The 26,511-nt window shown below is 71.5% G+C and carries 18 protein-coding genes, 1 tRNA gene and 2 pseudogenes; 10 read left to right on the top strand and 11 right to left on the bottom strand.

The features are described 5' to 3' along the window. A pseudogene (locus ABT112_RS08025) lies at positions 1-909 on the top strand (transcriptional regulator); the annotation flags it as partial. 126 nt (positions 910-1,035) lie between these two features. Here ABT112_RS08025 and ABT112_RS08020 read toward each other — a convergent pair. Genes ABT112_RS08020 through dnaK form a run of 4 tightly spaced genes read right to left on the bottom strand, consistent with a single transcriptional unit; the run spans position 1,036 to position 5,283 of the window. Continuing rightward, on the bottom strand, positions 1,036-1,512 hold the full coding sequence (locus ABT112_RS08020) for a heat shock protein transcriptional repressor HspR (protein WP_351506793.1): 477 nt from the start codon (positions 1,510-1,512) through the stop codon (positions 1,036-1,038). 1 nt (position 1,513) lies between these two features. Beyond that, positions 1,514-2,701: a molecular chaperone DnaJ gene (dnaJ, locus tag ABT112_RS08015; RefSeq protein ID WP_351506792.1), complete on the bottom strand. Its 1,188-nt coding sequence runs from the start codon at positions 2,699-2,701 to the stop codon at positions 1,514-1,516. A gap of 39 nt (positions 2,702-2,740) precedes the next feature. Beyond that, positions 2,741-3,433, bottom strand: coding sequence for a nucleotide exchange factor GrpE (gene grpE, locus ABT112_RS08010; protein ID WP_351506789.1), 693 nt, complete (start codon positions 3,431-3,433; stop codon positions 2,741-2,743). Then, a complete protein-coding gene (gene dnaK / locus ABT112_RS08005; protein ID WP_351506787.1) occupies positions 3,430-5,283 on the bottom strand; it encodes a molecular chaperone DnaK in 1,854 nt (617 codons plus the stop codon). Before dnaK ends, grpE begins: the two co-directional genes overlap by 4 nt. 343 nt (positions 5,284-5,626) lie before the next feature. Between dnaK and ABT112_RS08000 the strand changes: the two genes are divergently transcribed. After that, positions 5,627-7,918: a heterodisulfide reductase-related iron-sulfur binding cluster gene (locus ABT112_RS08000; protein ID WP_351506785.1), complete on the top strand. Its 2,292-nt coding sequence runs from the start codon at positions 5,627-5,629 to the stop codon at positions 7,916-7,918. 163 nt (positions 7,919-8,081) lie between these two features. On the opposite strand, the gene ABT112_RS07995 is transcribed toward ABT112_RS08000, so the two are convergent. Further along, positions 8,082-10,751: a SpoIIE family protein phosphatase gene (locus ABT112_RS07995; protein ID WP_351506784.1), complete on the bottom strand. Its 2,670-nt coding sequence runs from the start codon at positions 10,749-10,751 to the stop codon at positions 8,082-8,084. Positions 10,752-11,402: 651 nt separating this feature from the next. Here ABT112_RS07995 and ABT112_RS07990 point away from each other — a divergent pair. From ABT112_RS07990 to ABT112_RS07970, 5 genes are all read left to right on the top strand, one after another. Further along, positions 11,403-13,034, top strand: coding sequence for an FG-GAP repeat protein (locus ABT112_RS07990; RefSeq protein WP_351506783.1), 1,632 nt, complete (start codon positions 11,403-11,405; stop codon positions 13,032-13,034). 402 nt (positions 13,035-13,436) lie between these two features. Continuing rightward, complete coding sequence (locus ABT112_RS07985; protein WP_351506781.1) at positions 13,437-14,315, top strand: hypothetical protein; 879 nt, start codon at positions 13,437-13,439, stop codon at positions 14,313-14,315. Positions 14,316-14,810: 495 nt separating this feature from the next. Then, positions 14,811-16,412 (top strand): FG-GAP and VCBS repeat-containing protein, encoded by a 1,602-nt coding sequence (locus ABT112_RS07980; RefSeq protein ID WP_351506779.1) that lies wholly within the window; start codon positions 14,811-14,813, stop codon positions 16,410-16,412. A 112-nt stretch (positions 16,413-16,524) separates the two neighbouring features. Next, positions 16,525-17,892, top strand: coding sequence for an FG-GAP-like repeat-containing protein (locus ABT112_RS07975; RefSeq protein ID WP_351506777.1), 1,368 nt, complete (start codon positions 16,525-16,527; stop codon positions 17,890-17,892). A 167-nt stretch (positions 17,893-18,059) separates the two neighbouring features. Continuing rightward, positions 18,060-19,082, top strand: a complete 1,023-nt coding sequence (locus tag ABT112_RS07970; protein ID WP_351506775.1) for a Yip1 family protein — start codon at positions 18,060-18,062, stop codon at positions 19,080-19,082. 243 nt (positions 19,083-19,325) lie between these two features. Here ABT112_RS07970 and ABT112_RS07965 read toward each other — a convergent pair whose 3' ends face one another. The 3 genes from ABT112_RS07965 to ABT112_RS07955 all read right to left on the bottom strand — a co-directional run bounded on the left by ABT112_RS07965 (position 19,326) and on the right by ABT112_RS07955 (position 20,813). Then, positions 19,326-19,823: a phosphoribosyltransferase gene (locus ABT112_RS07965; RefSeq protein WP_351506773.1), complete on the bottom strand. Its 498-nt coding sequence runs from the start codon at positions 19,821-19,823 to the stop codon at positions 19,326-19,328. Between the two features lie 27 nt (positions 19,824-19,850). Then, positions 19,851-20,426 (bottom strand): dCTP deaminase, encoded by a 576-nt coding sequence (gene dcd / locus ABT112_RS07960; protein ID WP_351506772.1) that lies wholly within the window; start codon positions 20,424-20,426, stop codon positions 19,851-19,853. 183 nt (positions 20,427-20,609) lie between these two features. Next, positions 20,610-20,813, bottom strand: coding sequence for a hypothetical protein (locus tag ABT112_RS07955; RefSeq protein WP_351506771.1), 204 nt, complete (start codon positions 20,811-20,813; stop codon positions 20,610-20,612). Positions 20,814-21,535: 722 nt separating this feature from the next. On the opposite strand from ABT112_RS07955, the gene ABT112_RS07950 reads away from it, so the two are divergent. From ABT112_RS07950 to ABT112_RS07940, 3 genes are all read left to right on the top strand, one after another. Further along, positions 21,536-21,606 (top strand) — tRNA-Gly (locus ABT112_RS07950). Positions 21,607-21,829: 223 nt separating this feature from the next. After that, complete coding sequence (locus ABT112_RS07945) at positions 21,830-22,570, top strand: hypothetical protein (protein ID WP_351506769.1); 741 nt, start codon at positions 21,830-21,832, stop codon at positions 22,568-22,570. Positions 22,571-22,616: 46 nt separating this feature from the next. Beyond that, the gene (locus ABT112_RS07940) at positions 22,617-23,111 is read left to right on the top strand and encodes a zinc finger domain-containing protein (RefSeq protein ID WP_351506767.1); all 495 of its coding nucleotides are present in this window, start codon (positions 22,617-22,619) and stop codon (positions 23,109-23,111) included. 341 nt (positions 23,112-23,452) lie between these two features. On the opposite strand, the gene ABT112_RS07935 is transcribed toward ABT112_RS07940, so the two are convergent. From ABT112_RS07935 to ABT112_RS07925, 3 genes and pseudogenes are all read right to left on the bottom strand, one after another. Then, on the bottom strand, positions 23,453-24,610 hold the full coding sequence (locus ABT112_RS07935) for a helix-turn-helix domain-containing protein (protein WP_351506765.1): 1,158 nt from the start codon (positions 24,608-24,610) through the stop codon (positions 23,453-23,455). A gap of 30 nt (positions 24,611-24,640) precedes the next feature. Then, positions 24,641-25,288 carry a hypothetical protein gene (locus tag ABT112_RS07930; RefSeq protein WP_351506763.1) on the bottom strand — a complete coding sequence of 216 codons (648 nt, stop codon included), beginning with the start codon at positions 25,286-25,288 and terminating at the stop codon, positions 24,641-24,643. Positions 25,289-25,443: 155 nt separating this feature from the next. Then, positions 25,444-26,175: pseudogene (locus tag ABT112_RS07925) on the bottom strand (tyrosine-type recombinase/integrase); the annotation flags it as partial. Positions 26,176-26,511 lie beyond the last annotated feature (336 nt).

The following is a 26,511-nucleotide window of genomic DNA, read 5'->3' as shown; positions in this document are numbered from 1 at the left end:
GCGTGGGCCGGGCGACGGCTCGCCCTCGCCGCGGCTGCCGCCGCCGCGCTCCTCGGAGCCGCCGGGCTCGTCGTCGGCCAGATCTCGGACCCCGAGATCGGCCGGCCCGCGGGCAGCGCCCCCGTCGGCAACGACACCGTCTCCGACGACGAGCCGCCCCGGGCCACGACCTCTCCCTCCGCGTCCCCCTCGCGCTCCGCGAAGCCGAGCGTGTCGGCGTCCCGCGGCAAGGGCGGCGAGGACGGCCCGGTCCCGGGCTCGCCGGCGGATCCCCCGTCCGCCGGCACCAGCCCTTCCTCGGCCCCGGCCTCGGTGACGGTGGCCACCCGCCCCTACGCCTGGGAGAACCCCCCGTGCAGCCGGAAGTACCTGGTGGACCGCTCGCCGGACGACGTGGGACCGCCGCCCGGCGAGCAGGATGCCCCGCGGTGGGTGCGGTCGCTGGACGCCGTCTCCGCCGGTGACCAGCTCGTCGAACTCACCGTCCAGGGCACCGGGAAGGACACCGTGGTGGTGCAGGGCCTGGACGTCCATGTGGTGAGCAGCCGGGCACCGCTGGACCGGAACGTGTACAGCATGGGCGTCGGCTGCGGCGGTGACGTCGTCACCCGCTCGTTCGGCGTCGACCTCGACGCCGGCCGCCCCCAGACCTCGCCGCGGGACGGGCAGCGCGACTTCCCGTACAAGGTCAGTGAGTCCGACCCCGAGGTCTTCTACGTGCTCGCCGGCACCCAGACCCACGACGTGAGCTGGTATCTGGAGCTCCGCTGGTCCAGCGGCGACCGGCAGGGCACGGTGCGGATCGACGACCACGGCAAGCCGTTCCGCACCAGCGGCACGGGCGGCAGTCCGCACTACGACTACCCGCTGGGCGGCAACGAGTGGATCCGCAACGAGTCGGAGCAGTAGCACCGCCGCCGGGCCCGCCCGGCGGCACACGACACGGCACATGACACGGCGCATGACACGGCGCATGACACAGGGGCCGGGAGGAACGATCGTCCTCCCGGCCCCTGTCGTGCTGTCCGGCGCCCGCTACTCCGAGCGCTTCGGCTTCGGCCGCCAGACCACCAGCGCGCTGGTCTGCTGGACGTCCTGGTACGGCACCAGGTCCCGGCGGTACGAGGCGTGCACCGCGGCCTCGCGCTGCTGGATGGCCGCCGCCGCGCCCTCGACCGCCTGCTGGAGCTCGGCGACCCGCTGCTGGAGCGCCGTCACCTGGTTCTCCAGTTCGATGATGCGCTTGATGCCGGCGAGGTTGATGCCCTCGTCCTGGGACAGCTCCTGCACCTGTCGGAGCAGCTCGATGTCCCGGGCCGAGTAGCGCCGGCCCCGGCCCGCCGTGCGGTCCGGGGAGACCAGGCCCAGCCGGTCGTACTGCCGCAGGGTCTGCGGGTGCAGACCCGAGAGCTGAGCGGCGACCGAGATGACGTAGACGGGCGATTCGTCGGTCAGCTCGTAGGGGTTGCGGCTCCTGCCGCCCCTGCCTCCGGGCAATCCTCGGCCGTCCATCTCATGCTCCCTTCGCGGCCTGGAACAGCTCGGCCCGCGGGTCCTCCCCCGCGGTGGCCTCGGCGAAGGCCTCCAGCGCTTCCCTCGCCTCGTCGCCGAGGTCCTTGGGGACGCTGACCTCCACGGTGACCAGCAGGTCGCCGCGGGTGCCGTCCTTGCGGACCGCGCCCTTGCCGCGGGCACGCATGGTGCGCCCGTTGGGCGTCCCGGCCGGCAGCTTGAGCGTGACCGGCGGGCCGCCGAGGGTGGGCACCTTGACCTCGCCGCCGAGCGCCGCCTCCGGGTAGGTGACGGGCACGGTGACGGTGAGGTTGTCGCCCTTGCGGCCGAAGGCCGGGTGCGGATCGACGTTCACCACGACGTACAGATCGCCGTTGGGCCCGCCGCGCTCGCCCGGCGCGCCCTTGCCGCGCAGCCGGATGCGCTGGCCGTCGGCGACCCCCGCCGGGATCCGCACCTGCATGGTGCGGGAGCTGGTGGCGCGCCCGCTGCCCTTGCAGGTCTCGCACGGATCCTGGGCGATCAGCCCGCGGCCGCGGCACTCCACGCACGGGTCGGTGAGGGAGAAGCCGCCACCGCCGCCGCGGCTGACCTGACCGGTGCCGACACAGGTCGGGCACACCCGAGGAGTACCGTTTCTGTCGCCGGTGCCCGAACAGGCCTTGCACGCGGCCGAGCTGGACATCCTCAGCGGGACCGTGGCCCCGTCGACCGCCTCGGTGAAGCTGAGCGTCACCTCGGACTCGACGTCCTGGCCGCGGCGCGGCTGGGTGCGGGTGCCGGGGCCCCCGCGGTTGAACAGTCCCCCGAAGACGTCACCGATTCCGCCGCCGCCGAAGCCGCCCGCGCCCGCTCCGCCCCCGCCCTGGGCGCCTCCGAAGAGGTCGCCCAGGTCGAAGTTGAAGTTGCCGGAGCCGCCCGCGCCCGGACCGGCACGGAACCCTCCGTTGCCGAAGAGCGCGCGCGCCTCGTCGTACTCCTTGCGGCGTTTGGCGTCGGCCAGGACGTCGTTGGCCTCGGAGATCTCCTTGAAGCGCTCCTCGGCCTTGGCGTCGTTCTTGTTGGCGTCCGGGTGGTACTCGCGGGCGAGCTTCCGGTACGCCTTCTTGATCTCCGCCTCGGTGGCGTCCTTGGGGACGCCGAGAACCTTGTAGAGGTCCTTTTCCAGCAAGTCCCTGCTCAGGCTCATTCCCGACGCCCCTCCTCTCCTGCTGTCCCTGTTGCTGCGTCAGCCCTCGTCCGGGCCACCGCTCTCCTCGTCCGGCCCGTCGCCCCCGTCGCCCTTGGGCGACGCTCCGGGCTGCGGCTCGGCCACGGCGACCCGTGCGGGACGGATCGTCCGCTCGCCGATGCGATACCCCGGCTGGAGGATCGACACGCACGTCGTCTCGGTGACGTCGGGCGCATAACTGTGCATCAGGGCCTCGTGGATCAGCGGGTCGAAGGGCTCGCCCTCCTTGCCGAACTGCTGCAGCCCCATCTTGGCGGCCGTGGCCTCCACCGATTCGGCGACCGACTTGAAGCCGCCGACCAGCTCACCGTGCTCCCGCGCCCGGCCGATGTCGTCGAGCACCGGAAGCAGCTCGGTCAGGAGGTTCGCCGCGGCGATCTCCTTGACCGTTATCCGGTCCCGCTCCACCCGGCGGCGGTAGTTCTGGTACTCGGCCTGGAGGCGCTGGAGGTCGGCCGTGCGCTCGTTGAGCGCCGTCCGCACCTGGTCCAGCTGCGCCTGCAGGCCCACGGTCTGCAGCTCGTCCCCCGCCGGGGCCGCCGGGCCCGCCTGGTCGGCGGACCCGTCGGCCTTCGCGCCGTCCCGGCCCGCGGCGTGCGGACCCTGCGCGGCGGCGGACCCCTCCTCGAAGGGAGGCGAGGAGGGAGAGCCGTCGGGCTGCTCGTCGAAGCCCGGGGTCTCCTCCGTCACGCGGCACCGCCCTTCGGCTTCTCCTCGTCGACGATCTCGGCGTCGACGACGTCGTCGTCGGCCTTCGCCTCACCGTCGCCCTCGGCACCGGCACCGGCCGCGCCCGCGCCGTCCGCCGGGGCGTTGGCGTACATCGCCTGGCCCAGCTTCTGGCTCACCGCGGCGACCTTCTCGGTCGCGGTGCGGATCTCGGCGGTGTCGTCGCCCTCGAGCTTCTCCTTCAGCTCGGTGAGCGCGGTCTCGACCTCGGTCTTGACGTCGCCCGGGACCTTCTCCTCGTTGTCCTTGAGGAACTTGTCCGTCTGGTAGACGAGCTGCTCGGCCTGGTTGCGGGTCTCGGCGGCCTCGCGGCGCTTGTGGTCCTCCTCCGCGTACTGCTCGGCCTCGCGCATCATGCGGTCGATGTCGTCCTTCGGCAGCGCGGAGCCACCGGTGACGGTCATCCGCTGCTCCTTGCCCGTGCCGAGGTCCTTCGCGGCGACGTGCATGATGCCGTTGGCGTCGATGTCGAAGGTGACCTCGACCTGCGGGACGCCGCGCGGGGCCGGCGGGAGGCCGGTGAGCTCGAACATCCCGAGCTTCTTGTTGTACGCCGCGATCTCGCGCTCGCCCTGGTAGACCTGGATCTGCACGGACGGCTGGTTGTCCTCGGCCGTCGTGAAGATCTCGGAGCGCTTGGTCGGGATCGTGGTGTTGCGCTCGATGAGCTTCGTCATGATGCCGCCCTTGGTCTCGATACCGAGGGACAGCGGGGTGACGTCGAGCAGCAGGACGTCCTTGACCTCGCCCTTGAGCACGCCGGCCTGCAGGGCGGCGCCGATGGCGACGACCTCGTCCGGGTTGACGCCCTTGTTGGCGTCCTTGCCGCCGGTCAGGTCGCGGACGAGCTCGGCGACGGCGGGCATCCGGGTGGAGCCACCGACGAGGACCACGTGGTCGATCTCGGACAGCTGGATGCCGGCGTCCTTGATGACGTTGTGGAACGGGGTCTTGCAGCGCTCGAGCAGGTCCGAGGTGAGCTGCTGGAACTGGGCCCGGGTGAGCTTCTCGTCCAGGTGCAGCGGGCCCTCGGCGGACGCCGTGATGTAGGGCAGGTTGATCGTGGTCTCGGTGGACGAGGACAGCTCGATCTTCGCCTTCTCCGCGGCCTCACGGAGGCGCTGGAGAGCCATCTTGTCCTTGGCCAGGTCGACGCCGTGGCCGTTCTTGAACTGCTCGACCAGGTAGTCGACGACGCGCTGGTCCCAGTCGTCACCACCGAGGTGGTTGTCACCGTTGGTGGCCTTGACCTCCACCACGCCGTCGCCGATCTCGAGCAGCGAGACGTCGAAGGTGCCGCCGCCGAGGTCGAAGACCAGAATGGTCTGGTCGTCCTTCTCCAGCCCGTAGGCGAGGGCGGCCGCGGTCGGCTCGTTGACAATGCGCAGAACGTTGAGACCCGCGATCTCGCCGGCCTCCTTGGTGGCCTGGCGCTCGGAGTCGTTGAAGTAGGCCGGGACGGTGATGACCGCGTCCGCGACCTTCTCACCGAGGTAGGACTCGGCGTCCCGCTTCAGCTTCTGCAGAATGAACGCAGACATCTGCTGCGGGTTGAAGTCCTTGCCGTCCAGGTCGATCTTCCAGTCGGTGCCCATGTGGCGCTTGACCGACCGGATGGTCCTGTCGACGTTGGTGACCGCCTGGCGCTTCGCGACCTCGCCCACGAGCACCTCGCCGTTCTTGGCGAAGGCCACAACAGACGGCGTGGTCCTGGCGCCCTCGGCGTTGGTGATGACGGTGGGCTCACCGCCTTCGAGAACACTGACGACGGAGTTCGTCGTACCCAGGTCGATGCCGACCGCACGTGCCATGATCGCTTCCTCCAGAGGACTTGAGCGGAACAGACTCAAGCGTGCATGATCCACTTTTCCCTGTCAACAGACCTGAGTCACCCTTACTCAAGTCTTATGCGGGATGGCATGTCACGGCCGGAATGGCGGGGTCCGCGGGGCGGGGCGGCCGGGGCCGGCGGCGGCAGCGAAGGGTTGCCTGGGCGACGCAGATCACCGGCCGGGCGGCTTCATGCGGCCTGCGATCCTGGGTAATGTCAGCAAGACTGGAAAAGTTACCGCTTAGTAAGTCTGGGGTCCCGGTGCCCGCCCGCAGGGGGACACAGCCTCCCAGACAGCTCTCGCAGGCCCGAGGAGCCCCCTAATGCAACTCGCCGCGATCATTGTGTCGCTGGTCCTAATCGCGGTCGGCGTCGCGCTGTTCGGCCGTGCCATCCTGCAGATCTACCGCTTCGTACGGCTCGGCCAGCCCGTACCCGCCGGTTCCCGCACGGACGACCCCACGCAGCGCACCATCACCGTGGTCAAGGAGTTCCTCGGCCACACCCGGATGAACCGCTGGGGCGTCGTCGGCGTGGCGCACTGGTTCGTGGCGGTGGGCTTCTTCTCGCTGCTCCTGACGATCGTCAACGCCATCGGCCAGCTCTTCCAGGCCGACTGGCTGATCCCGTTCATCGGCGACTGGCTGCCGTGGGAGATGTTCGTCGAGCTGATCGGCACCCTGACGACGGTCGGCATCGTGACCCTGATCGTCATCCGCCAGATGAGCAGGCCCGGCAGGGCCGGCCGCAAGTCCCGGTTCGCGGGCTCCAACACCGGCCAGGCCTACTTCGTCGAGACCGTCATCCTCATCGTCGGCATCTGCATCGTCACGCTGCACGCCCTGGAGGGCGCCCAGCACGGCGTGGACCACTACGAGCCGGCGTTCTTCATCTCGTACCCGCTGGTCGCGTTCTTCAAGGGCCTGAGCCTGGGCACCCTGCAGAACCTCACCTACTTCTTCGCGCTGGTCAAGATCGCGACGTCCTTCATCTGGATGATCACGGTCTCGCTCAAGACCGACATGGGCGTGGCCTGGCACCGCTTCCTGGCCTTCCCCAACATCTGGTTCAAGCGCGAGGCGGACGGCGACGTGGCGCTCGGCGCGCTCCAGCCGATGGTCTCCGGCGGCAAGCCGATCGACTTCGAGGACCCGGGCGAGGACGACCAGTTCGGCGTCTCCCAGGTCGAGCACTTCTCCTGGAAGGGCATCCTCGACTTCTCCACCTGCACCGAGTGCGGCCGCTGCCAGTCGCAGTGCCCCGCCTGGAACACCGGCAAGCCGCTCTCCCCGAAGCTGCTCATCATGTCGCTGCGCGACCACGCGCACGCCAAGGCGCCGTACCTGCTCGCGGGCGGCGGCAAGGACGCCGAGGGCGAGGAGAAGGCCACCGCGGAGCAGCTCAAGGACGTTCCGGCGGCGGCCCTGGCCGAGGCCGAGCGCCCGCTGATCGGGACCCTGGAGGAGAACGGCGTCATCGACCCGGACGTCCTCTGGTCCTGCACCACCTGCGGCGCCTGCGTCGAGCAGTGCCCGGTGGACATCGAGCACATCGACCACATCGTCGACATGCGCCGCTACCAGGTGATGATCGAGTCGTCCTTCCCGAGCGAGGCCGGGACGATGCTCAAGAACCTGGAGAAGAAGGGCAACCCCTGGGGCCTGGCCAAGAAGCAGCGGCTGGAGTGGACCAAGGAGGTCGACTTCGAGGTCCCGGTCGTCGGCAAGGACATCGAGGACCTCACCGAGGTCGACTACCTCTACTGGGTCGGCTGCGCCGGCGCCCTGGAGGACCGCGCCAAGAAGACCACCAAGGCCTTCGCGGAGCTGCTGCACATCGCGGGCGTCAAGTTCGCGATCATGGGCGGCGACGAGGCGTGCACCGGTGACTCCGCCCGCCGTCTGGGCAACGAGTTCCTGTTCCAGCAGCTCGGCCAGCAGAACGTCGAGATGCTGAACATGGCGTTCGGCGAAACTCCGTCCGACAGCGGCTCCGCCGCGGGTGACGAGGGCGTGACGGTCGAGAAGTCCAAGAAGAAGATCGTCGCGACCTGCCCGCACTGCTTCAACACCATCGCCAACGAGTACCCGCAGCTCGGCGGCGAGTACGAGGTCATCCACCACACCCAGCTGCTCCAGCACCTGGTGGACGAGGGCAAGCTGATCCCGGTCACCCCGGTCGAGGGTCTGATCACCTACCACGACCCCTGCTACCTGGGCCGCCACAACAAGGTCTACACGCCGCCGCGCGAGATCATCGCCAAGGTGCCGGGCCTGCGCAACGAGGAGATGCACCGCCACAAGGAGCGGGGCTTCTGCTGCGGCGCCGGCGGTGCGCGCATGTGGATGGAGGAGCGGATCGGCAAGCGCATCAACACCGAGCGCGTGGACGAGGCGCTGTCCCTCAACCCGGACATCGTCTCCACCGCCTGCCCGTTCTGCCTCGTCATGCTGACCGACTCGGTCAACGGCAAGAAGAACGACGGCAAGGCCAAGGAGTCGCTCCAGGTCGTGGATGTGGCCCAGCTGCTCCTGGACTCGGTGAAGACCCCGCCGGCCGACCCGGCGGGCGACGCCGAGCCGGCGGACGAGCCGGAGCCCGAGCCGGTGAAGTAGCCGGGGAGACGCCGGTACGGCCCGAGGGCCCGACGGCGTCCCCCGCCTCTCTCCGGAGAACACCGACGGCCGGTCCCGCATCGCGCGGGGCCGGCCGTCGGCGTTTCCGGAGGAAGGGGGACGGGGGTGCCGGGGCCGTCGGGGTGCCGGGCCCAAGATGCCCTTACAGCTCCTCCGCCTCCAGGTCGAAGGGCATGATCTGCCGGGCACCGCCCTGGAGCGGCAGCTCGGTCCAGATGATCTTGCCTTGGGCGATGTAGCGCGTGCCCCACCGCTCGGCGAACTGGGCGACGAGGAAGAGCCCCCGGCCGCCCTCGTCCGTGGTGGCCGCCCGCCGCAGATGCGGCGAGGTGTTGCTGGTGTCGGAGACCTCGCAGATCAGAGTGCGGTCGCGGAGCAGCCGCACCCGGATCGGGCCGGTGGCGTAGCGGATGGCGTTGGTGATCAGCTCGCTGAGGATGAGCTCCGTGGTGAACACCATGTCCTCGTCCACCTCCCACTCCCCCAGCTTCCGGGTCACATCCGCCCGCACCCGGGCGACCGCGGACGGGTCGGACGGGACGTCCCACTCGGCGACCTGGTCCTCCGGGACGATGTGCGTCCGGGCGACGATCAGCGCGATGTCGTCCACCGGCCGGTCCGGCATCAGCGCTTCGAGTACCGCGTCACAGGTGTCCTCCGGGCTCCGCTCCGGATGGCCGGACAGGGCGGTGCGCAGCAGCTCCAGGCCCTCGTCGATGTCCCGGTCGCGGTCCTCGATGAGCCCGTCGGTGTAGAGCACCAGCCGGGAGTCCTCCGGCAGCCGCAGCTCGCCCGTCTCGAACGGCATGCCGCCCAGGCCCAGCGGCGGCCCGCTGGGCAGCTCCGGGAAGTCCACGCTGCCGTCGGGGTGCACCACGGCGGGCGGCGGGTGTCCGGCCCGGGCGGCGGTGCAGGTCCGCGAGACCGGGTCGTAGATCGCGTACAGGCAGGTGGCCCCGGTGATCGCCTCGCCGCCGCCCTCCTGGGCCTCGTCCTGGTCGATCCGGGCCACGAGCTCGTCGAGGTGGAAGAGGAGCTCGTCGGGCGGCATGTCGAGGGTGCAGAAGTTGTTGATCGCGGTGCGCAGCCGGCCCATCGTCGCGGTGGCGTGCAGCCCGTGCCCCACGACGTCCCCGACGACCAGCGCCACCCGCGCCCCCGGCAGCGGGATGACGTCGAACCAGTCGCCGCCCACCCCGGCCTGCGCCGGGAGGTAGCGGTAGGCGACGTCGAGCGCGGTCTGGTCGGGCAGGGTGCGGGGCAGCAGGCTGCGCTGGAGGGTCACGGCCATGGTGTGCTCGCGGGTGTAGCGGCGGGCGTTGTCGACGCTGACCGCCGCCCGCGCCACCAGCTCCTCCGCCAGCGACAGGTCGTCCTCCTCGAACGGCTCGGGCTTCTCGGCGCGCCAGAAGCTGGCCATCCCCAGCACCACGCCCCGGGCCCGCAGCGGGACGGTGATCATCGAGTGGATGCCGAAGTCGACGATCCGCCGGGCCCGCTCGGGGTCCTGTTCCTGCCAGCCCCCGAACGCGGTGAGGTCCGGCTCCATGACCGCCTGCCCGCTGGAGAACCCCCAGGCCTGCGGGGTGGACGGGACGAAGTGGATGAGCCGGCCGAGCGGGTAGAGCGGGTGGTCCTCCCGGATGCCGCTGGTCGCCGTGCGGCGCATGTCCGTGCCGTTGCCGGTCGGCTCCTCGCCGTGCAGCACGGGGTCCACCAGGTCGATGGTGACGAAGTCGGCGAACCGGGGCACCGCGAACTCCGCCAGCTCCTCGCAGGTGCGCACCACGTCCAGGCTGGTGCCGATCCGCACCCCCGCGTCGTAGAGCAGCTTGAGCCGCTTCCGGGCGCTGTCGGCCTTGCCGGTGAGCGCCCGCAGCTCGGTGGTGTCCCGGAGGGTGGCCACGCTGCCCGGCGGTCCGCCGTCCCGGTCCGTCGGCTCGTGGTTGACGGCGATCAGCCGCTCCCCCACCAGGTGCACCTCGTCGCCGGCGGCCCGCCCGGAGACCAGCAGCTCGGCCATGCGGTCCGGCAGGCCGAGGTCGGAGACGTCGCGTCCCTCGGCGTCCGCCGGCAGGCTCAGCAGCCGGCGCGCCTCGTCGTTGGCGAGCAGCAGCCGGTGGTCCGCCGCGACGATCAGGACGCCTTCCCGCACGGCGTGCAGCACCGCGTCGTGGTGCTCGTACATGCGGGCCATCTCGGCCGGGTCGAGGCCGTGCGTCTGGCGGCGCAGCCGCCGGGTGACCAGCGCCGTGCCCCCCGTCGCCACCAGCAGCGCCGCCGCGCCGGTGCCGAAGATGATCGGCAGCTGCCGGTCGACGACGCTGGTGACGTTGTTGACCTTGAGCCCGGCGGAGACCAGCCCGAGCACCTTGCCGTCGTTGCCCTTGACCGGCACCACGGCCTGCTCCTCGTAGCCGAGGGGGCCGTGCACGCGCTCGGTGAAGACCTTCCCGTTCAGCGACGGTTCGATGGTGCCGATGAACCGCTTCCCGATCCGGTCCGGGATCGGATGGGTGTAGCGGATCCCGTTGGTGTCCATGATCACGACGAAGTCGACCCCGGCCGCCTTCCGCCCCACCTCGGTCAGGGGCTGCAGCACGGCCGACGGGTCGGGCCCGGTCAGGGCGGCCTTGATGCCGGGGGCGTTGGCGTAGGACTGGGCCACGGCGACCGAGCGGTTGCGGGCCTCGCGTCCGGTGTCGTGCCGGGACTGGAGCACCAGGGCGACAACCGCGGCGACGACGAGCAGCACCACGAGCGCCACCTGCAGGACGAACACCTGCCCGGCGACGCTGCGCACATCCATCATCGAGCGCCAGTGCCGCCCCGGGGACGACGGCGGGACCTTCGGTTCGTGCCCTTCTCGCTCTTCTCGTCCCGAACGCGGGCGCTCGCGCCGACTGCGTGGGAGCCAGTTGGCCGGCGAGAGAACCGACTGCTCCCAAGATCGGCCGAAAAGTCCGGCCATATCCTTATTTCTAGCACTGCCCACGTCCGGTGGGCGAACGGTGGGCGCACGGGCCCTCGGCCGACAACAGGCCCGTACGGCGCCGCCTGCCTCCTGCGTTCTCCGAGGCACCGCGGCCGCGCCCCGCACCCGGGGCGAGGTCCGCGCACCGCCTCCGCGGCGGGCCGCGCGTCCCCGGTCCGGGCTCGGCGGCCGGTCCTGTCCGCCAACAGGCCTACCCCGTAACGGCGTTGCGGAACGTGGTCCGCGCGGACCGGCCCCGCCCCGGCCGGCACCGGGGGCGTTTCCCCTGTTCACGGCGTTCCGTTGGCCCGGGCGCCGTCCGCCGCCCCGTGGCCCGCGCCCCGGAGCCCGGCCCTCCGCCGTCCCCGGCCCGCCGACTCCGTACAACCCTTCCCCCGTATCCGCCGTCATACAGGCGCCGGAAAGGACGGGCCCTTTCCGCCCACCCCCCGCACCAGCCCGGCCTTCCTCATCACAAGGAGCCGTTTCGTGCGCATGTACCGCTCGACCGCCGTCGCCGCGGCCTCGTTCCTCCTGCTGACCGGTGCCGCGATCGTCACCGCCCCGGCCGCCCACGCCGGGACACCCGGCGGGACCAGGGCCTCCGACCGCAACACCGACTTCAACGGCGACGGCCGCGAGGACGTCCTCACCGGCGCGCCCGGCGGCACCGTCGGCGGCGACCGCGGCGCCGGGTACGTCACCGTGCAGTACGGCTCCTCCCGGGGCATCACCACCGGGAACCGGGCCGTGATCCACCAGGGCACCGCGGGTGTGCCCGGCGCCGCCGAGCCGGGCGACGCCTTCGGCAGGGCGCTGGCCTCGGGGGACCTGGACGCGGACGGCTACGACGACGCGATCGTGGGCATCCCCGGCGAGGACATCGGCACCGCCGCCGACGCGGGCGGCCTCGTCGTCCTCTGGGGGTCCCCCGCGGGGCTGAGCGGGGCATCGAGCCAGTGGCTGGAGTCCGCCGCGCCCAGAGCCGGGGAGGCCTACGGCGCGGGCCTGGCCGCGGCCCGCTTCACCGCCGGCACCCCGGGCGACCTGCTGGCCGTCCTGGACCGCGACGACCTGGAGCTCTACACCTTCGAGCCCGCCGGACAGCCGGGCGCCCGGGAGCGCCGCGCGGAGGGCCGGGCGGACGGCCGAGCGGATGGCCGGGCGGAGGGCCGGGCGGACGCGGACGGCACGGCGGAGCGCGCGGTCCGCGAGCGCGCCGGATCGCTGCTCACCGGCCGCGCGGCCCGGGACACCGGGCCCCGGGCGAAGAACGGCAGCGGGACCGCGGCGGCCGACGGGCCGCGGGTGATCCGCCCGCAGTCCCTCACCACCGGCGACTACGACCACAACGGCTTCGCCGACCTGGTGGTCTCCGGCCAGAGCACCGGCGAGGAGCCCGGCCACGGCTGGTCGGTCCAGTTCTCCGGCCGCGAGGACGGCCTGGTGTACGGGCGCGACCTGCGCGGCGGGCCCGTCGCCGCCTCCGGTGACCTCAACGGCGACGGCTACGACGACCTGGTCACCGGCGAACCGAACAGCCCGGACGACGGCGGGGCGACCACCACCGGCGGCACCGTCGGCGTGTACTACGGCAGCCCCGACGGCCCCGCCGGGACCGGGGGCCCGGGCACCCCGCCGCAGTGGTGGACCCAGGACTCCCCGGGCGTGCCCGGCGCCGCCGAGCGCGGCGACGGCTGGGGCACCGACCTCTCCCTCGGCGACACCGACGCCGACGGGTACGCGGACCTCGCGGTCGGCGCCCCCGGTGAGGACCTCGGCACCCTGGCGGACGCCGGCGCCGTCTGGGTGCTCCGCGGCTCGAAGGCCGGGCTGACCACGACCCGCGCCGAGGACTTCAACCAGGACACGGCGGGCGTCCCGGGCGCCCCCGAGAAGCAGGACCGCTTCGGCGGCCAGGTCCGGCTGGTCGACCCGGACCGCAACGGCACCTTCGGCCTCCTCGCCGCGGCCCCCGGCGAGAACACCGGCGACGGCGTGCTGTGGTTCCTCCCGTCCGGCACCGCGGGCGTGACCGCCACGGGCTCCTGGACGTACGACGGCGGCTCGCTGGGCGCCCCGGTCGCTGACGCCCGCTTCGGCGCGGCGATCGACGACTGAGCGGGGGTGTGAGACGGCGGGGACGCGGGGGGCGCGGCGGGTCCGGCGGGCTCGGGCGGCCCGAGGGGGCGCGGCGAGTGGCTGGGCCCGGCGGCCTCGGGCGGCCCGAGGGGGCGCGAGCGGGTGACGGGCCCGGCGTCCGAGGACTTCCCGAGGGGACGCCGCGGGCGGCGAGCCCGGCGGCCTGCTTCCCGAGGGGGGGCGCCGCCGGACGGCCGGGGAACCGGCACCGGCGGCTCCCCGCCGTTCCCCGCTGCTCCCCGCCGCCCCCGCCGTACGCCGCCGCACCCCGCCCCGAACGGCCTACTAACCGCTCTTGGTATAGGTGCGAAGAATCCGCTGTTCGGGTGCAGCCTGCCCCAGGAACGATTCCCCAGGTGCGGCTGGGGCGTTGGACGCGACATGGACCCCCGGCAGTTGTGGAACCGGAATACGGTGCTGGCGGAGGCCTTCTGCCTCAGCGACGAGCACGTGAAGTCGGCGCAGAGCGCCCTGGACGAGACGCAGGCGCACCGGTCACGCCTGCTGGCCGCGTTCGCGGTCACCGTGGGCAGCGACGGCTCCGTCGCCGACCTGCTCGGGCTGAGCGAGCGCGAGGTGCGCGTCGCCCGGCGCACCGTGGGCAAGGACGACGCCCGCCGGGTGGCCGAGAACGTCCTCGGCGCGACCCCGCCGGCCGCGGAGCCGGAGGAGGAGCCGCTGCCCGAGCCCCCGCCGGTCCAGCAGGCCCCGGCCCCGCCCGTCCAGGCGGCCCCGGCCCAGCAGGGTTACGTTCCGCAGCAGCCGCACGTCCCGCAGCACGCCGCCCCGCACACGGCGCAGCAGCAGTACCTCCACCAGCCGGCCCCGCAGTACTTCGACGTCGCGCAGACCGGCCCCGAGATGCCGATGCCGACCGGCCTCGAGAACCCGATGGCCCGGGAGACGGCGTGGACCTCGGCGATGGACGTCGTCCTCATCGACAGCTGGCAGTCCGGGATCGACCTGAGCGTCCTGGCCGACGAGTTCGGCCTCGACCTGGCGCGGCTGGTCGCCCGGGTCCAGCAGCTCTCCGCCGAGGGGCGCCTCACCGGGCAGCCGCTCCCCTGCCCGGCCCCCGAGGACCGGGCCGGCCGGCACCGGCGGGACTCCGGCACGACGACGCTCGGCTACGACCCGTATGGCGGGCCGCTGCCGGCCTCCGGCTGGGAGGCCCCGTCCACCATCCCGGACGAGATGCTCGCCTATCTGCCCAACCAGCACGCCTGGCCGCAGTACACCCCGGGCGCCGGGGTGCGCTGACCCCCGCCGAGCCGTCCCGCCCGGCCCCGCACCCGCTCGCCTGCCCGACGCCCCGCACCCACTCGCCTGCCCGACGGCATCACCCCCGCTCCGGCCTGCGACGAAGCCCACTCACCGGCGTCTTGCCGCCGGGCCCCGTGGGGCGACGGCGGCCCTGTCGTGGCAGGCACGTGTGGAGGGGGCGTGCGGGCGGTGGCGGGCAGAGGTGCGGGCCAGGGGCGTGCGGCGAGTGCGTGCGGAAGGCGCTTCGGGAGACCGCGGAAGGCTTCCGAAGGCTTCCGAAGGCGGGCAACGCCCCTGCCCACGAGCGCAGTTCAGACACACCACGAGCAAAAAGTCTCACTTTCCGTACAACCCTTGGCCGTTGAGCGAGGTCTTGTGATCGCCGACCGTCGTGCGGCCCGAGCCCGTCCGCCGGGAACCGCACGGCGGGCCGGCACGCCACCCCTCTGCGGATGCCACAGCGCATCCCCCGCAGGCACAGGAGATCTCCGCGTGCACCAGCGTTTCCGTACCGTCCTGGCCGCAGCGGTGGCCGCGACGCTGACCGGCGGGCTGCTGTCCCTCGCCGGCACCCCCGCGACCGCCTCCCCGGGCGCGGAAGGCAGCGCCGCCGAGGCCGACTTCGACCGGGACGGTTTCCGGGACCTCGCCGTCCCCACGCCGGACGCCACCGTCGCCGGCCGGCGGAACGCGGGCGCGGTCACCGTGCTCTACGGGTCGCCCTCCGGCGCCGGGCCCGCCCGCCGCGCCACGGTCAGCCGGAACACCCCCGGCGTACCGGGCACCGCGGAGCGGGGCGAGCGCTTCGGCCACGCCACGGCCGTGGGCGACTTCGACAACGACGGCTACGCCGACCTGGCCGTGGGCGTGCCCCACGAAGCCGCGTCGGGAGGCCGGTCCGAGGACACGGCAGAGGGCCGGTCCCGGGACCGCTCCGGGGACGGTTCCGGTGGCCGCTCCGAGGACAGCTCCGGTGGCGGCCCCGGGGACGGTTCCGGTGGCGGCCCCGGCGAACGTTCCCAGGGCCGTTCCGGAGTCCGGGCCGTCGGCGCCGTGCAGATCCTCTGGGGCTCGGCGGCGGGCCTCACCGGTGGCACGACCCTCGCCGGCCCCACCCCGACGGCGCAGAGCCGCTTCGGACAGGCCCTGGCCGCCGGGGATTTCGACGGCGACCGGCGGACCGATCTCGCGGTGGGGACGGCCTCGTCCACGCTGCAGATCTTCAAGCGCGGCATCGCACGGACCGGCACCGCGGGCGCCCGGCAGGCCGTCCGGACCCCGGTGCGGGGCGGCACGGGCCGCGGCATCGTCCGGCTCACCGCGGGCGAGGTGACCGCCGACGAGCGCACCGACCTGGTCGTGGGCGGCACATCGGGCGCCGCGGGCGACCACGCCCGCCACGCCAACTCCTTTCTGCCCGGCAGCGCTTCGGGCCCGGACGCGTCCCGGGCGAAGCAGCTCCCCGCCGGGGCGTTCACGGCGATCGGCGACGTCAACGGCGACACCTACGGCGACCTCGTCGGCGGACGGCCCGAGGGCACCGGTGCCCGGGGCGGCAGGGTCGACGTCGTCTACGGCTCCCCCTTCGGCCCCACCCGCCGACGGGACACCATCACCCAGGAGTCCGGCGCCGTTCCGGGCGGCTCCGAGGCCGGCGACGGGTTCGGCCACGCCGTGACCCTCGGTGACATCAACGGCGACGGCTTCCAGGACCTGGCCGTCGGCACCCCGCACGAGAGGCTGCCCGCGACCGCCGGCACCGGCTCCGTCACCGTCGTCTACGGCTCCTCCACGGGCCTGAACACCGGCCACGTGCAGTCCTTCCACCCGGGCACCCCGGGCGTCCCCGGCTCCCGCGACCTCCCGGAGGTGTTCGGCGGCACGGTCGTCCTCTCCGACCTGACGGGGGACGGGCGGGCCGACCTGACCATCGGCGCCGACTCCGCGGACGACGGCGTCGGTTCACTGGTGACCCTGCTCTCCGACGGCACATCGGTCACCACGGCGGGCGCGGGCGCCCTGCTGCGCTCCCCGCTGGACCTGAGCCCGGTCCCCGCCGGCCTGCCCCGGTACGAGAGCGTCATCTCCGGCTGAGGCTCCGGCCGAGACTCCCGCTGAGACTCCGGCTGACGCGAGGCCGACGGCCCGTCCGCGCCCGCACCACCCCGTACAACTCCGTCACCGACCTACGACCCCCGAGGACCTCATGCTCCCGCGCTTACGCACCGCCGCGCTCGCAGTCACCCTGATGCTCGCCCCGGCGCTCCCCCTGGCCGCCCCGGCCTCCGCGGCCCCGGCCAAGCACTACGACGACTTCAACGGCGACGGCCACCGCGACCTGGCCTACTCCTACGACCTGACCGGCAGCACGACGGAAGGCTTCAGCGGCGGAGCCGTCGTCGTGGTCTACGGCACCGCCTCGGGCCGCCTGGACGACAGCAGGCACCAGCTGATCCACCAGGACAGCCCCGGCATCCCCGGATCGGGTGAGGAGGACGACTCGTTCGGCCAAGAGCTTGCCAACGCCGACCTGAACAAGGACGGTTACGCCGACCTCGTCGTCGGCAATCCCGCCGAGAACCGGGGCAAGGGATCCGTCGTCATCGTCTGGGGCAGCGCCCGCGGCCTGTCCGGCGGCACCACCCTCCGCGACCGGACGGACACCCCGTACGGCTTCGGCACCGATCTCGCGACCGGTGACTTCAACGGCGACGGCTCCCCCGACATCGCGGCCATCGGCGGCGTGGACACCTGGCTGCACCGCGGTCCGTTCACCCGGTCCGGCCGCGCCGGGCGGGTCAGCGAGATCGGCAGCAGCGACTTCGCCCCCGGCTCCCTGGCCGCCGGCAAGGTCACCGCCGACCGCCGGACCGACCTGGTCGTCCTCGGCGTCCGCTTTCGCACGAACCGCACCCAGGCGTGGTTCTTCAAGGGTTCCGCCGCCGGACTCGCCCCGGGCCGCAAGAAGACCATCGACGCCCGTCGGGCGATCGACCGGGGCCCGAACGCCGCGATCGGCGACTTCGACCGGGACGGCTACGGCGACATCGCCCTGGGCGACCCCGACGAGGACGCCGGCAAGGGCTCCGTGACCCTCTGGTACGGCGCCTCGGGCGGACCGAGCACCAGCCGCCGCACCGTCCGGCTCACCCAGGGCACCGCAGGTGTCACCGGCGCCCGGGAACGTGAGGACCGCTTCGGCGACGCCCTGAGCGCGGGGGACACCAATGGCGACGGCTACGCGGACCTCGCCGTCGGCGTCCCGGGCGAATCCGTGGGCTCCGAGGAGTGGGCGGGCGGGGTCACCGTCTTCCGCGGCGGCTCCGGCGGCCTGAAGGGCACCCGTTCGAGCTGGTTCGCCGAGAACTCCCCCGGGATCGTGGGCACTCCCGCGGCGGACGACACCTTCGGCAACAACGTGCGGCTGCGGGACCTGAACCGTGACGGCCGGGCCGAACTGACCGTCAGCGCCCCGGGCGACGATGTGGGATACGTCCTGCCGGGCACCGCGTCCGGCCCCTCCGCCGCCGGTTCGTACCTCCTCACCGGCATGGGCTCGGGGTTCCCGAACTGAGCCCTCGGGCGGCTCCGGGGCGCGCCGAGGCGGAGCCGCACCCCGCCCCGGAGCCGCGGGAGCACCCCTCGGGGGAGCCCGTAGGGGATGTCACAGCTCGGCAGCAAACCCCGGACTGAACCCATGAGCGCGGCATGCACGTCTGCACAAGCAGGTACGTTCGAAGGGTGGCTGGATTCAGGATGGGACGCGGACGGGACTCCCGCTCGGCGCGGCAGGGTCAACAGGGGCAGCAGCAACCGTACGGGAACGGCGGGCAGCCGTACGGCGGTCAGCCCGTGCCGCCGCACGCCGGGCAGCAGTGGCAGGGCGTCGGACCGGGAGGTCCGAACGCCTACGCGCCGGGCCCCGGCCCGAGCGGCGGATACGGCCCCGGCCCGGGCGGCGGGCACGGCCCCCGCCCCGGCCCCGGCGGCGCGTCCCGTGACGAGCCGGAGTACTTCGGCGGCCCGGACCAGGGCTACGCGCCGTACCAGGGCCAGGGCGGCCCGGGACCGGATGCTCATGCCAACAACCCCGGGCACACCCAGGCGTTCAGCATCGGCGAGAGCCCGGACGCCTACGGCCCGGACCAGGGCTACGCCCCGTACGACGACGGCCCGCAGGGCAGCACCTACCGCGCCGGCGGGTCCGGCGCCCCGGTGGCGGGCCCGCGCCTGCCCTGGAAGGAGCTGCTGAGCGGGATCGTGCTGCGGCCGGGCGCCACGTTCTTCCAGATGCGCGACTACCCGGTCTGGGGCCCCGCGCTCATCGTCACCTTCGTGTACGGCCTGGTCGCCGTGTTCGGCTTCGACCAGGCCCGCGAGGACGTGCTGAACGCCACACTCTCCAACAGCATCCCGTGGGTGGTCAGCACCGGCATCGCCGTGGTGATCAGTGGTCTGCTGCTCGGCGCGGTCACGCACACCCTCGCCCGTCAGCTGGGCGGCGACGGCGCCTGGCAGCCCACCATCGGCCTGTCGATGCTGATCATGGCGCTGACCGACACGCCCCGGCTGCTCTTCGCGATGTTCCTCGGCGGCGACAGCTCGCTGGTGCAGGTCCTGGGCTGGGCGACCTGGGTCGCCGCGGGCGCGCTGTTCACCGCGATGGTGAGCAAGTCGCACGACCTGCCGTGGCCGAAGGCGCTGGGCGCCTCCGCGATCCAGCTGGTCGCGCTGCTGGCACTGATCAAGCTGGGCACGCTGTAGGACGCACTCCGCACGGCCGCTGCCGCCGGGACGGCAGCGGCGGGGCGGCGGGAGCGGAGCAGCAAGGAGCGGGGCCGGCAGGAGCGGGGCAGCGGCCCGCACAGAGCACACAAGCCCGGTGCCGGAACCTGTGAGAACAGGCCCGGCCCGGGCTCTTCCCTTGCGCTGCGGCTTTCCTGTGCCCCCTTGCGCGGTGGCTTTCCTGCGCGCCGTCCGGACGCCCGCGGGCGTCCGGGATCCGGCTCAGGCGTCCAGGATCTGGCCCTCGCGGCGGACGACGGGCGGCTCGACCGACCAGGGGAAATTGATCCACTGATCGGTCTTCTTCCAGACGTACTCGCACTTCACCAGCGACTGCGGCTTCTCGTAGATCACCGCGCACCGCACGTCCGCGACGTGCCCGGCGCAGAAGTCGTGCACCAGCTTGAGCGTCTTGCCGGTGTCGGCGACGTCGTCCGCGACGAGCACCTTCTTCTCGCTGAGGTCCACCACGTTCGGCACGGGCGGCAGCATCACGGGCAGGTCGAGGGTGGTGCCGACACCGGTGTAGAACTCCACGTTCATGACGTGCAGGTTCTTCACGTCCAGCGCGTAGCCGAGACCACCGGCGACGAAGAGGCCGCCGCGCGCGATGGAGAGGATGATGTCCGGCTCGTACCCGTCGTCGGCCACGGTCTGGGCCAGCTCGCGTATCGCCTGCCCGAAGAGGGGGTAGGTCAGATTCTCCCGCTCGTCACTCACGTCGTTCCGCCCCGTCTCTTCCCTGTCTCAGACCTGCGTGCGGTGGAAATTCTTGAAGGAGCGGGAGGGCGTGGGCCCCCGCTGCCCCTGGTACCGGGACTGGTACTTCGCCGAGCCGTAGGGGTGCTCGGCGGGCGAGGTCAGCCGGAACATGCACAGCTGCCCGATCTTCATGCCCGGCCACAGCTTGATCGGCAGCGTGGCGACGTTCGACAGCTCCAGCGTCACGTGGCCGGAGAAGCCGGGGTCGATGAACCCGGCGGTGGAGTGCGTCAGCAGGCCGAGCCGGCCCAGGCTGGACTTGCCCTCCAGCCGCGACGCGATGTCGTCGGGAAGCGTGATGACCTCATAGGTGGAGGCCAGCACGAACTCGCCGGGGTGCAGGATGAAGGCCTCGTCCCCCTCGGGCTCCACGAGCCGGGTGAGGTCGCTCTGCTCCGTGGCGGGGTCGATGTGGGGGTACCGGTGGTTCTCGAACACCCGGAAGAAGCGGTCCAGCCGTACGTCGATGCTGGACGGCTGCACCATGTCGGGGTCGTAAGGATCGATCCGGACCCGGCCGGCGTCGATCTCGGTCCGGATGTCCTTGTCAGAGAGAAGCACGGGTCGAAGGGTACGCGGACGGGCTGGGCCCGGCCCAATCGGACCGGGCCCACCCCTTATCGCTACGAGCTATCGCTACGAGCGCCTTATCGCTACGAGCGGTCGTCCCGCCCCTGCCGCCCCCTGCGGCCGGCTGATGTGCGGCCGGCCGACGGGACCGCGCCCCGGGGCGGCTGCCGGCTGTCAGGCGCGGCGCCACTCCGGGCCGGCCGCGGCGGCCGGCGCCGGCACGGCGACCGGTACCGGCACCGAGTGACGCAACCGGGCGCACCGGGGACAGCGCAGAAGCCGTCCGGGGCCGAGCCGGTCGGTACCGAGGTTCTGCAGCGGGAACGACGCGGTGCTGAAAACGTGCCCTTCGGCACAACGAACGACGGTGCGCTCCATCGAGTCCCTTCCCCAAAGAACGTGCAAGACAAAAGCCACATTAGGGGATGGTCCGGACGCCTCCGCACGCGGCACTCCGGCCCCCACGGTACGCCTCAACTGCCATACCCCACACCCGCATCCCCGTCCGGGCGACAACGCCGGAACACCCTCGACGCGGGCCTGCCACGACACTCCGGACCCTGCCGGAACACACCCCGACAGAGGCCCCGACAGACACCCCGGCAGCCCCCGACAAGACACCCCGCGGGCGCCCCGCGGGGTGCCCCACGGGCGCCCCACGGGCGCCCCACGGGCGCCCCACGGGCGCCCCACGGGCGCCCCACGGGTGCCCCACAGTCTCGCTCCGGAGACGCTCCGGAGGCGGACCCGAGACGGGCGCGAGACGGGCCGACACAAGCCCCGGCGCGAGCCCGGGCGGCGGATCGGAACGCGGCTCACAGGCGGACCCGGGACACCCGGAGACGGATCGGAAGACGCTCCGGACGCGGGCCCGAACAGGCACCGTACAACCCGCCGCACACTCCGGCTCGACACCCCCGGGACAGCCACCCCGACGCGCCTTGCGGAGGGACGCGCGCACCCGGTCACGAGTCCGGACGGACGGGAGACCCCACGACGCATCAGGTCAACCACGGTGCTCACGACGGATGGACGGATACACCACGGGCCAGCGATGGGGTACAGTGTGCAACGGTGAGACGCCGTAACGGCGATCTTTCGCGGGTGTAGTTTAATGGTAGAACATGAGCTTCCCAAGCTCAGAGCGCGAGTTCGATTCTCGTCACCCGCTCTTCCATGAACCCCCAGGTCATCGACCTGGGGGTTCATCGTTGTCTAGACCTCTCGGAGGCTGTCGTGCCCTCCACGTGCCTCATCTCGCACGAATGCCCTGCTCGGAGGGCACGCGGCGCACCATCTCGCACCGCCTGCGCCAGAGTGCCTGCCGAGAGGATCGCCGCTTGTCTTGGGAATCGCCCCATACGCGGCCGACCGCGTGGCTAGCGTGTGGCCTCATGACCGACGCCGCACGCTCCGGGGCGGACCTCCTGACGCATCTGAACCGTCTGGAGTTACGTTTCGACTCGTCCGCTTCCCTGGTCGCATCCGATGCCCACGACGATCCCGCAACACTGGAATGGCGCTGCCGCGCCGTCCTGCCCCTGTGGGAGCCGGACGACGACGAGGCCGAGGCCGACAACGCGCGGCTCCTGGCCCCTGGCGTATCGCTGGCCCAGTCGTCCCAGGGTGAGCGCCAGGAGGTGACGATCCTCGCTATGTCCGGCCTGACGCTGGACCTGTGGCGCATCGTGAACATCTACGAGTCGCTGGACTCGCGCGACGCCGACTACGAGCACTTCGCACCGCTCTTCGACAAGTCGGGGGATCTCGGCCTGCACTCCGATCTGGAGGAGTGCCTGGTGAGCGGTGACCAGGTCGTCATCATCAACCGAGTGCGGATCGCGCTGGCTTGGCGTGGGCTGGGCGGGGTCGGCCGGCTGCTGATCAGCCACCTGCTCCGCTGGGTGGCCGGCCAAGCGGCGCTCGTGGCGACACATCCGTACCCGATCGACGTCCCGGTCCCCGAGCGCGATGACATGGCGCGGGAGGCACGGGAAATGGCCGTAGTCCAACGCACTTGGCGTTCCTTGGGCTTCGAGCCGTTCCGTGAGGGCGTATGGGTGATGCAGCCACATCTAAGCGCCCACAGTGAAGCCGTCGAGCGCCTGGAGACCGCGTTCGCCCCTCACCTATGAGGCCATTTCCCTGAGAGCATCGGACGAGAGGATTTCCAGTACCGCGATGCGCCAATTCACGAACCACAGGGCTCAGCGCACACTCAGCGTCCTGCGCTCCTTCTATGTGGAGACGCTGAACTACTCCGGAACGCACCCGGAGGCGACGCTTGCCGACTTCGAGGAGCATCTGCGTCAGCGGGTCGATGCGCTAGAGGCGGAACTGGAGGCGGGTGAACGAGCGGCCCAGACAACTGTCGTCACCAAGGTGCTGTCAGGCCCCCTCGCCGATCCCGAACGCCAGCATGCCTTCCGTCGACAGCAAGAGTCGGAACCGCCGGCGACAGGGCCGGAGCGGGAAGCCTGGTGGGATCAGCGCCGAAAGGTGCTCGCCGAAATCAAGGCGCAGGGGGTCGCCGAAGCCCTCGATTGGGAGTGCCGCGACTGCGACGCCGCCATTGGGGTGGCCTGCCGTACGGCCGGTGGCAGACCCAAGAAAGAGCCGCACTTCCTCCGTGCCACCGACGCCAAGCAGCCTTACCTCCGTGCGTACGGGCTGTAGCGACCATCAGGCCGGAGGCCGGGAAGGAAATCGGCGTCCCGACCTCCGGCCTTCACGCTTCCCGTGCAGCGGACGGTGGTTCGGGAGCAGTACGAGCTGCAATGGCCGCACCTCCCGACGCACGCCCGTCCGCCGTCGAGCTCGTGCGGCTTATCACCGAGACCCGCCTCTGACCTGGACGATCCTGGAGCACGGCCGCAGTACGTGCCATGTCGATGGCGCTGTCCCCGCACACCTTGGTGGTGCGGGGACAGCCCCGCCTCAAGTTCTGCGTGGAGAACCTTGCGATCCGCGCCACTTCAGTGCGAGGGAACGTTCCTCCGCAGACGCAAATGCGAGTGTCAACGCACGACAGAGAGTTGCGGCCTACGGGAGGCGGCCGCACTACGGGCACCACCGCGCCCACCCTCCTGGGCCATGACCACCAGACCGAAGATCAAGTCGCTGAGGTCCACGGCTCGCAGATCGAGATCGCGGGCGACTTCCGAAAGTGACGTGCCTTCCGCTCGGAGGGCAGCGAAGACCTTGCCCAGCACCTGGGAGGTCTCGCGCGTGAGTGTGCTCTGGGGTTCCGACTTCCGGTAGCCCATACGACTGAGCTCGACGCAGTGCGTGCGGTACTGCCATTCGGTGGTGAGGTTGAGTTCGTGCAGGCGGTGAGCGAGTGCCATGGCGGCGACTTTCCAGCGGCGTTTGGCCTGCAGTATCCAGCTGGTGCTCGGATTGCGAGGGGCGTGTGCCAAGACGTCCGCGGCCGGCATAAGCAGGGCGGCAGCGAAGCGGTGCGCCTCCCCTTCGGCCTGGGGCCCATGGGGGACCTGCTCCTCACCATGCAGAACCAGGTGCCCAAGCTCGTGCGCGGCGTCGAAACGTCCGCGCTCGGCAGTCTTATCTGTGTTCAGCAGCCCGAACGGGATGCCGCGGTCCCAGAAGGAAAAGGCGTCCACTTCCGGGCAGTCCCTGGACAGAGAGAACACGCGTACGCCATGCGCTTCGAGCAGGTGAACCATGTTGGGGATCGGGGTGACTCCCAATCCCCATCGCGTGCGAACCAGCTCGGCCGCGCGCTCGGCAGGACAGTTCTCGGCGCCAGCCTCGCCTGGAAACACCGGTTCGTTGTCGCTGCCGAGACGACTGAACGACGTCAAGGACGGAAGGTCTGGCGCCGGCAGCTTGAAGCGAGCCCGGATCCAGTCCTGCAAGATGCGAGCGAGACGACCACTGCTTAGGGCGATGTCCCGTTGTGAGGCCGTCATCTTGCTCAGCGCCCTGAAGCTGACCGACTCGACAGGCAGGTCGGCAACCTCTTCAGCGACGAAGAAGGACTCCGGGAACTCCAGAGCCTCAGCAAGGCTGGCCAGGGAGGCCGGGGGAGGGTAGGCCCGGCCGTTCTCATAGTCGGACAACCGGCGAGCGGTGAGTCCGACCATCTGGGCGAGACGGGTGACGGTGAGCCCGCGGCGCTTGCGCGCCAGGACGAGCCGGGATGCGGTGGTCATGGGAGTGCCAATGGGTGGTGGGGTGGACGATCAGCCCAGACGCTCGATCGGGATGTCGATGCCGCCTTCGCCGTCGTCGCCGTTCGGGAACGGGTTGAAGCCCTCGAAGTCGATGTAGGGGAAGATGATCCGCTCGTGCCAGCTGTCGATCTTGCCACGACTCCCCGGGTTGGTCGGCAGCGACAGCTCGTAATAGAGCCTCGTGCCCGTCAGGGTGTTCACGTGCTGGTACAGGAGGAACCAGGTCGGGATTCCCTCTGCAACTCCCTGGGACTCGGCTTCAGCCTCATAGCCAGGGAACACCAGCTGCCGGTTGGTCTCAACCCGGCGGATGACCGCCGTGCCCTTCGAGTAGCGGGTGGCAGGGGTGAGCGCGGCGTAGCCAGTGGCCTTGTTGCCGCTGGAGGCGGTGATGGCGAAGTCCTCCCCCGGCGACAGCAGGAGCGGGACATTCTGAGGGCTCACACTGCGCCACCCGTCAGGGATGTACGCCTCACGCAGGAAACGGATGGTCCTGCCCCAGAAGATGTTGCCCGGGAGCGAGACAGGGTCGAGGGGCGTACAGAAGTTGCGTTCCGCCTCGGCGCGCCGCAGCACGTTCTCGATGGTTTCGGTCGAGAGCCCCAGGTCGGCGAGACGATTCTGACCGCGCGAGTCCTCTACGTGCATGACTGCCATATTCAGCCCCTGACCACAGAGTGCGATTTCCGGAAATCCTCCCTCACTCGAGGGAGGAAATCAAGAAGCGCTGCTGGTCAGTCGACTATCAGAGTCCGACCGTCCCCGGTCAGAGCTGGTCGTGAACCGTCCGACCGGGGACGTCGTGGAGGATCTCAGTCGAACTCAATGCCCGTCGCACGTCCGCGCAGCTCACGGACCCGCTCGTCGATCCCTCCGGCGACCTCCTGCTGGCGGGCGTCGTCGGAGTGCTGGTAGATCATCGCGGCCTTCTCCGAGGACTGGCCGGCGCGGACCATCGTGTCCTTGAGCGTGGCGCCAGACTGGGTGGAGAGAGTGTGGCCGGTGTGCCGGAGGTCGTAGAAGCGGAAGCCCTTCGGCAGGCCGACGGCCGCGCGCGCCTTCGCCCACTTCCGGCCGAAGGTGGTCCGCCGGAACGGCGCTCCCCTCTCCCTCACGAACAGCAGGCCGTCGGGCTCCTTCTCCGCGAACCAGTCCAGGTGCCGCTTCACTTCCATGAAGAGGAAGGGCGGCAGGTGGATGGTGCGCACACCTGCGGAGAACTTCGTGTCGCCCTCGGCTCGGCGGCCCGTGTTCAGCTCCGGAGCGGCCTCGGTGACCCGCACCGCGAGCGGGTCGAAAGTGACCGAGGTCCGGCGAAGGGCCGCCAGTTCCTCCGGGCGCATGGGGCCGTAGGCGCCGAGGCACACCATCAGCCGCCAGCGGATCCCGATGGCCTCGGCGAGAGCGTCGACCTGGTCGACCGTGGCCGTCGAGCGTTCCTTCGCCTTCTCGCTACCCGCGCCCCGGACCCGGCACGGGTTGCGGCGGATCAACTCGTCGTCCGCCGCCGTCTCCATGATCGCCTTGAGGAGGCGGTAGGACTTGGGATCAGCTCGCCGTTCCTTTTCCCACCGATCTCCTATGTCAACGCATTCGCCCCTGTTGTCAGTGGTGCCCCTTAGCGTGGTGGTACGAGTGGGTGAGTCGAAAGGCCATGTGATGAGCGCGAGTTACTACCGCAAACAGCTGGACCAGAAGCAGAAGGCGCGGGCCGCTGCGGGCAAAAAGGTCGGCGAGTACCGGAAGAAGGAGGCCGACAAGCGAGCCGCCGCCGCGAAAGCCCAGGCCGCCGCTACGAAGGCGTCCAGCCAGTCCACTCGAAACAGCAAGCTACGGGAGGCGGAGCGTGGGAGGACGCGGCCAACGCCGCCGCCCGCGAT

The organism is Streptomyces sp. NPDC002055, from assembly GCF_040296705.1.
GTDB lineage: Bacteria > Actinomycetota > Actinomycetes > Streptomycetales > Streptomycetaceae > Streptomyces.
Note: the sequence above shows the minus strand (reverse complement) of the source record. Positions and strands in the feature narration are given on the sequence as shown.

What these genes read in the sequence shown, in the direction of transcription:
- ABT112_RS08020 (WP_351506793.1), bottom strand. Translation starts at nt 1,512, where the DNA reads ATGGACGGCCGAGGATTGCCCGGAGGCAGGGGCGGCAGGAGCCGCAAC.
- ABT112_RS07975 (WP_351506777.1), top strand. Translation starts at nt 16,525, where the DNA reads ATGCTCCCGCGCTTACGCACCGCCGCGCTCGCAGTCACCCTGATGCTC.
- ABT112_RS07935 (WP_351506765.1), bottom strand. Translation starts at nt 24,610, where the DNA reads ATGACCACCGCATCCCGGCTCGTCCTGGCGCGCAAGCGCCGCGGGCTC.
- ABT112_RS07995 (WP_351506784.1), bottom strand. Translation starts at nt 10,751, where the DNA reads ATGATGGATGTGCGCAGCGTCGCCGGGCAGGTGTTCGTCCTGCAGGTG.
- ABT112_RS07930 (WP_351506763.1), bottom strand. Translation starts at nt 25,288, where the DNA reads ATGGCAGTCATGCACGTAGAGGACTCGCGCGGTCAGAATCGTCTCGCC.
- dnaK (WP_351506787.1), bottom strand. Translation starts at nt 5,283, where the DNA reads ATGGCACGTGCGGTCGGCATCGACCTGGGTACGACGAACTCCGTCGTC.
- ABT112_RS07945 (WP_351506769.1), top strand. Translation starts at nt 21,830, where the DNA reads ATGACCGACGCCGCACGCTCCGGGGCGGACCTCCTGACGCATCTGAAC.
- ABT112_RS07985 (WP_351506781.1), top strand. Translation starts at nt 13,437, where the DNA reads ATGGACCCCCGGCAGTTGTGGAACCGGAATACGGTGCTGGCGGAGGCC.
- ABT112_RS07955 (WP_351506771.1), bottom strand. Translation starts at nt 20,813, where the DNA reads ATGGAGCGCACCGTCGTTCGTTGTGCCGAAGGGCACGTTTTCAGCACC.
- ABT112_RS08000 (WP_351506785.1), top strand. Translation starts at nt 5,627, where the DNA reads ATGCAACTCGCCGCGATCATTGTGTCGCTGGTCCTAATCGCGGTCGGC.
- ABT112_RS07940 (WP_351506767.1), top strand. Translation starts at nt 22,617, where the DNA reads ATGCGCCAATTCACGAACCACAGGGCTCAGCGCACACTCAGCGTCCTG.
- dnaJ (WP_351506792.1), bottom strand. Translation starts at nt 2,701, where the DNA reads ATGAGCCTGAGCAGGGACTTGCTGGAAAAGGACCTCTACAAGGTTCTC.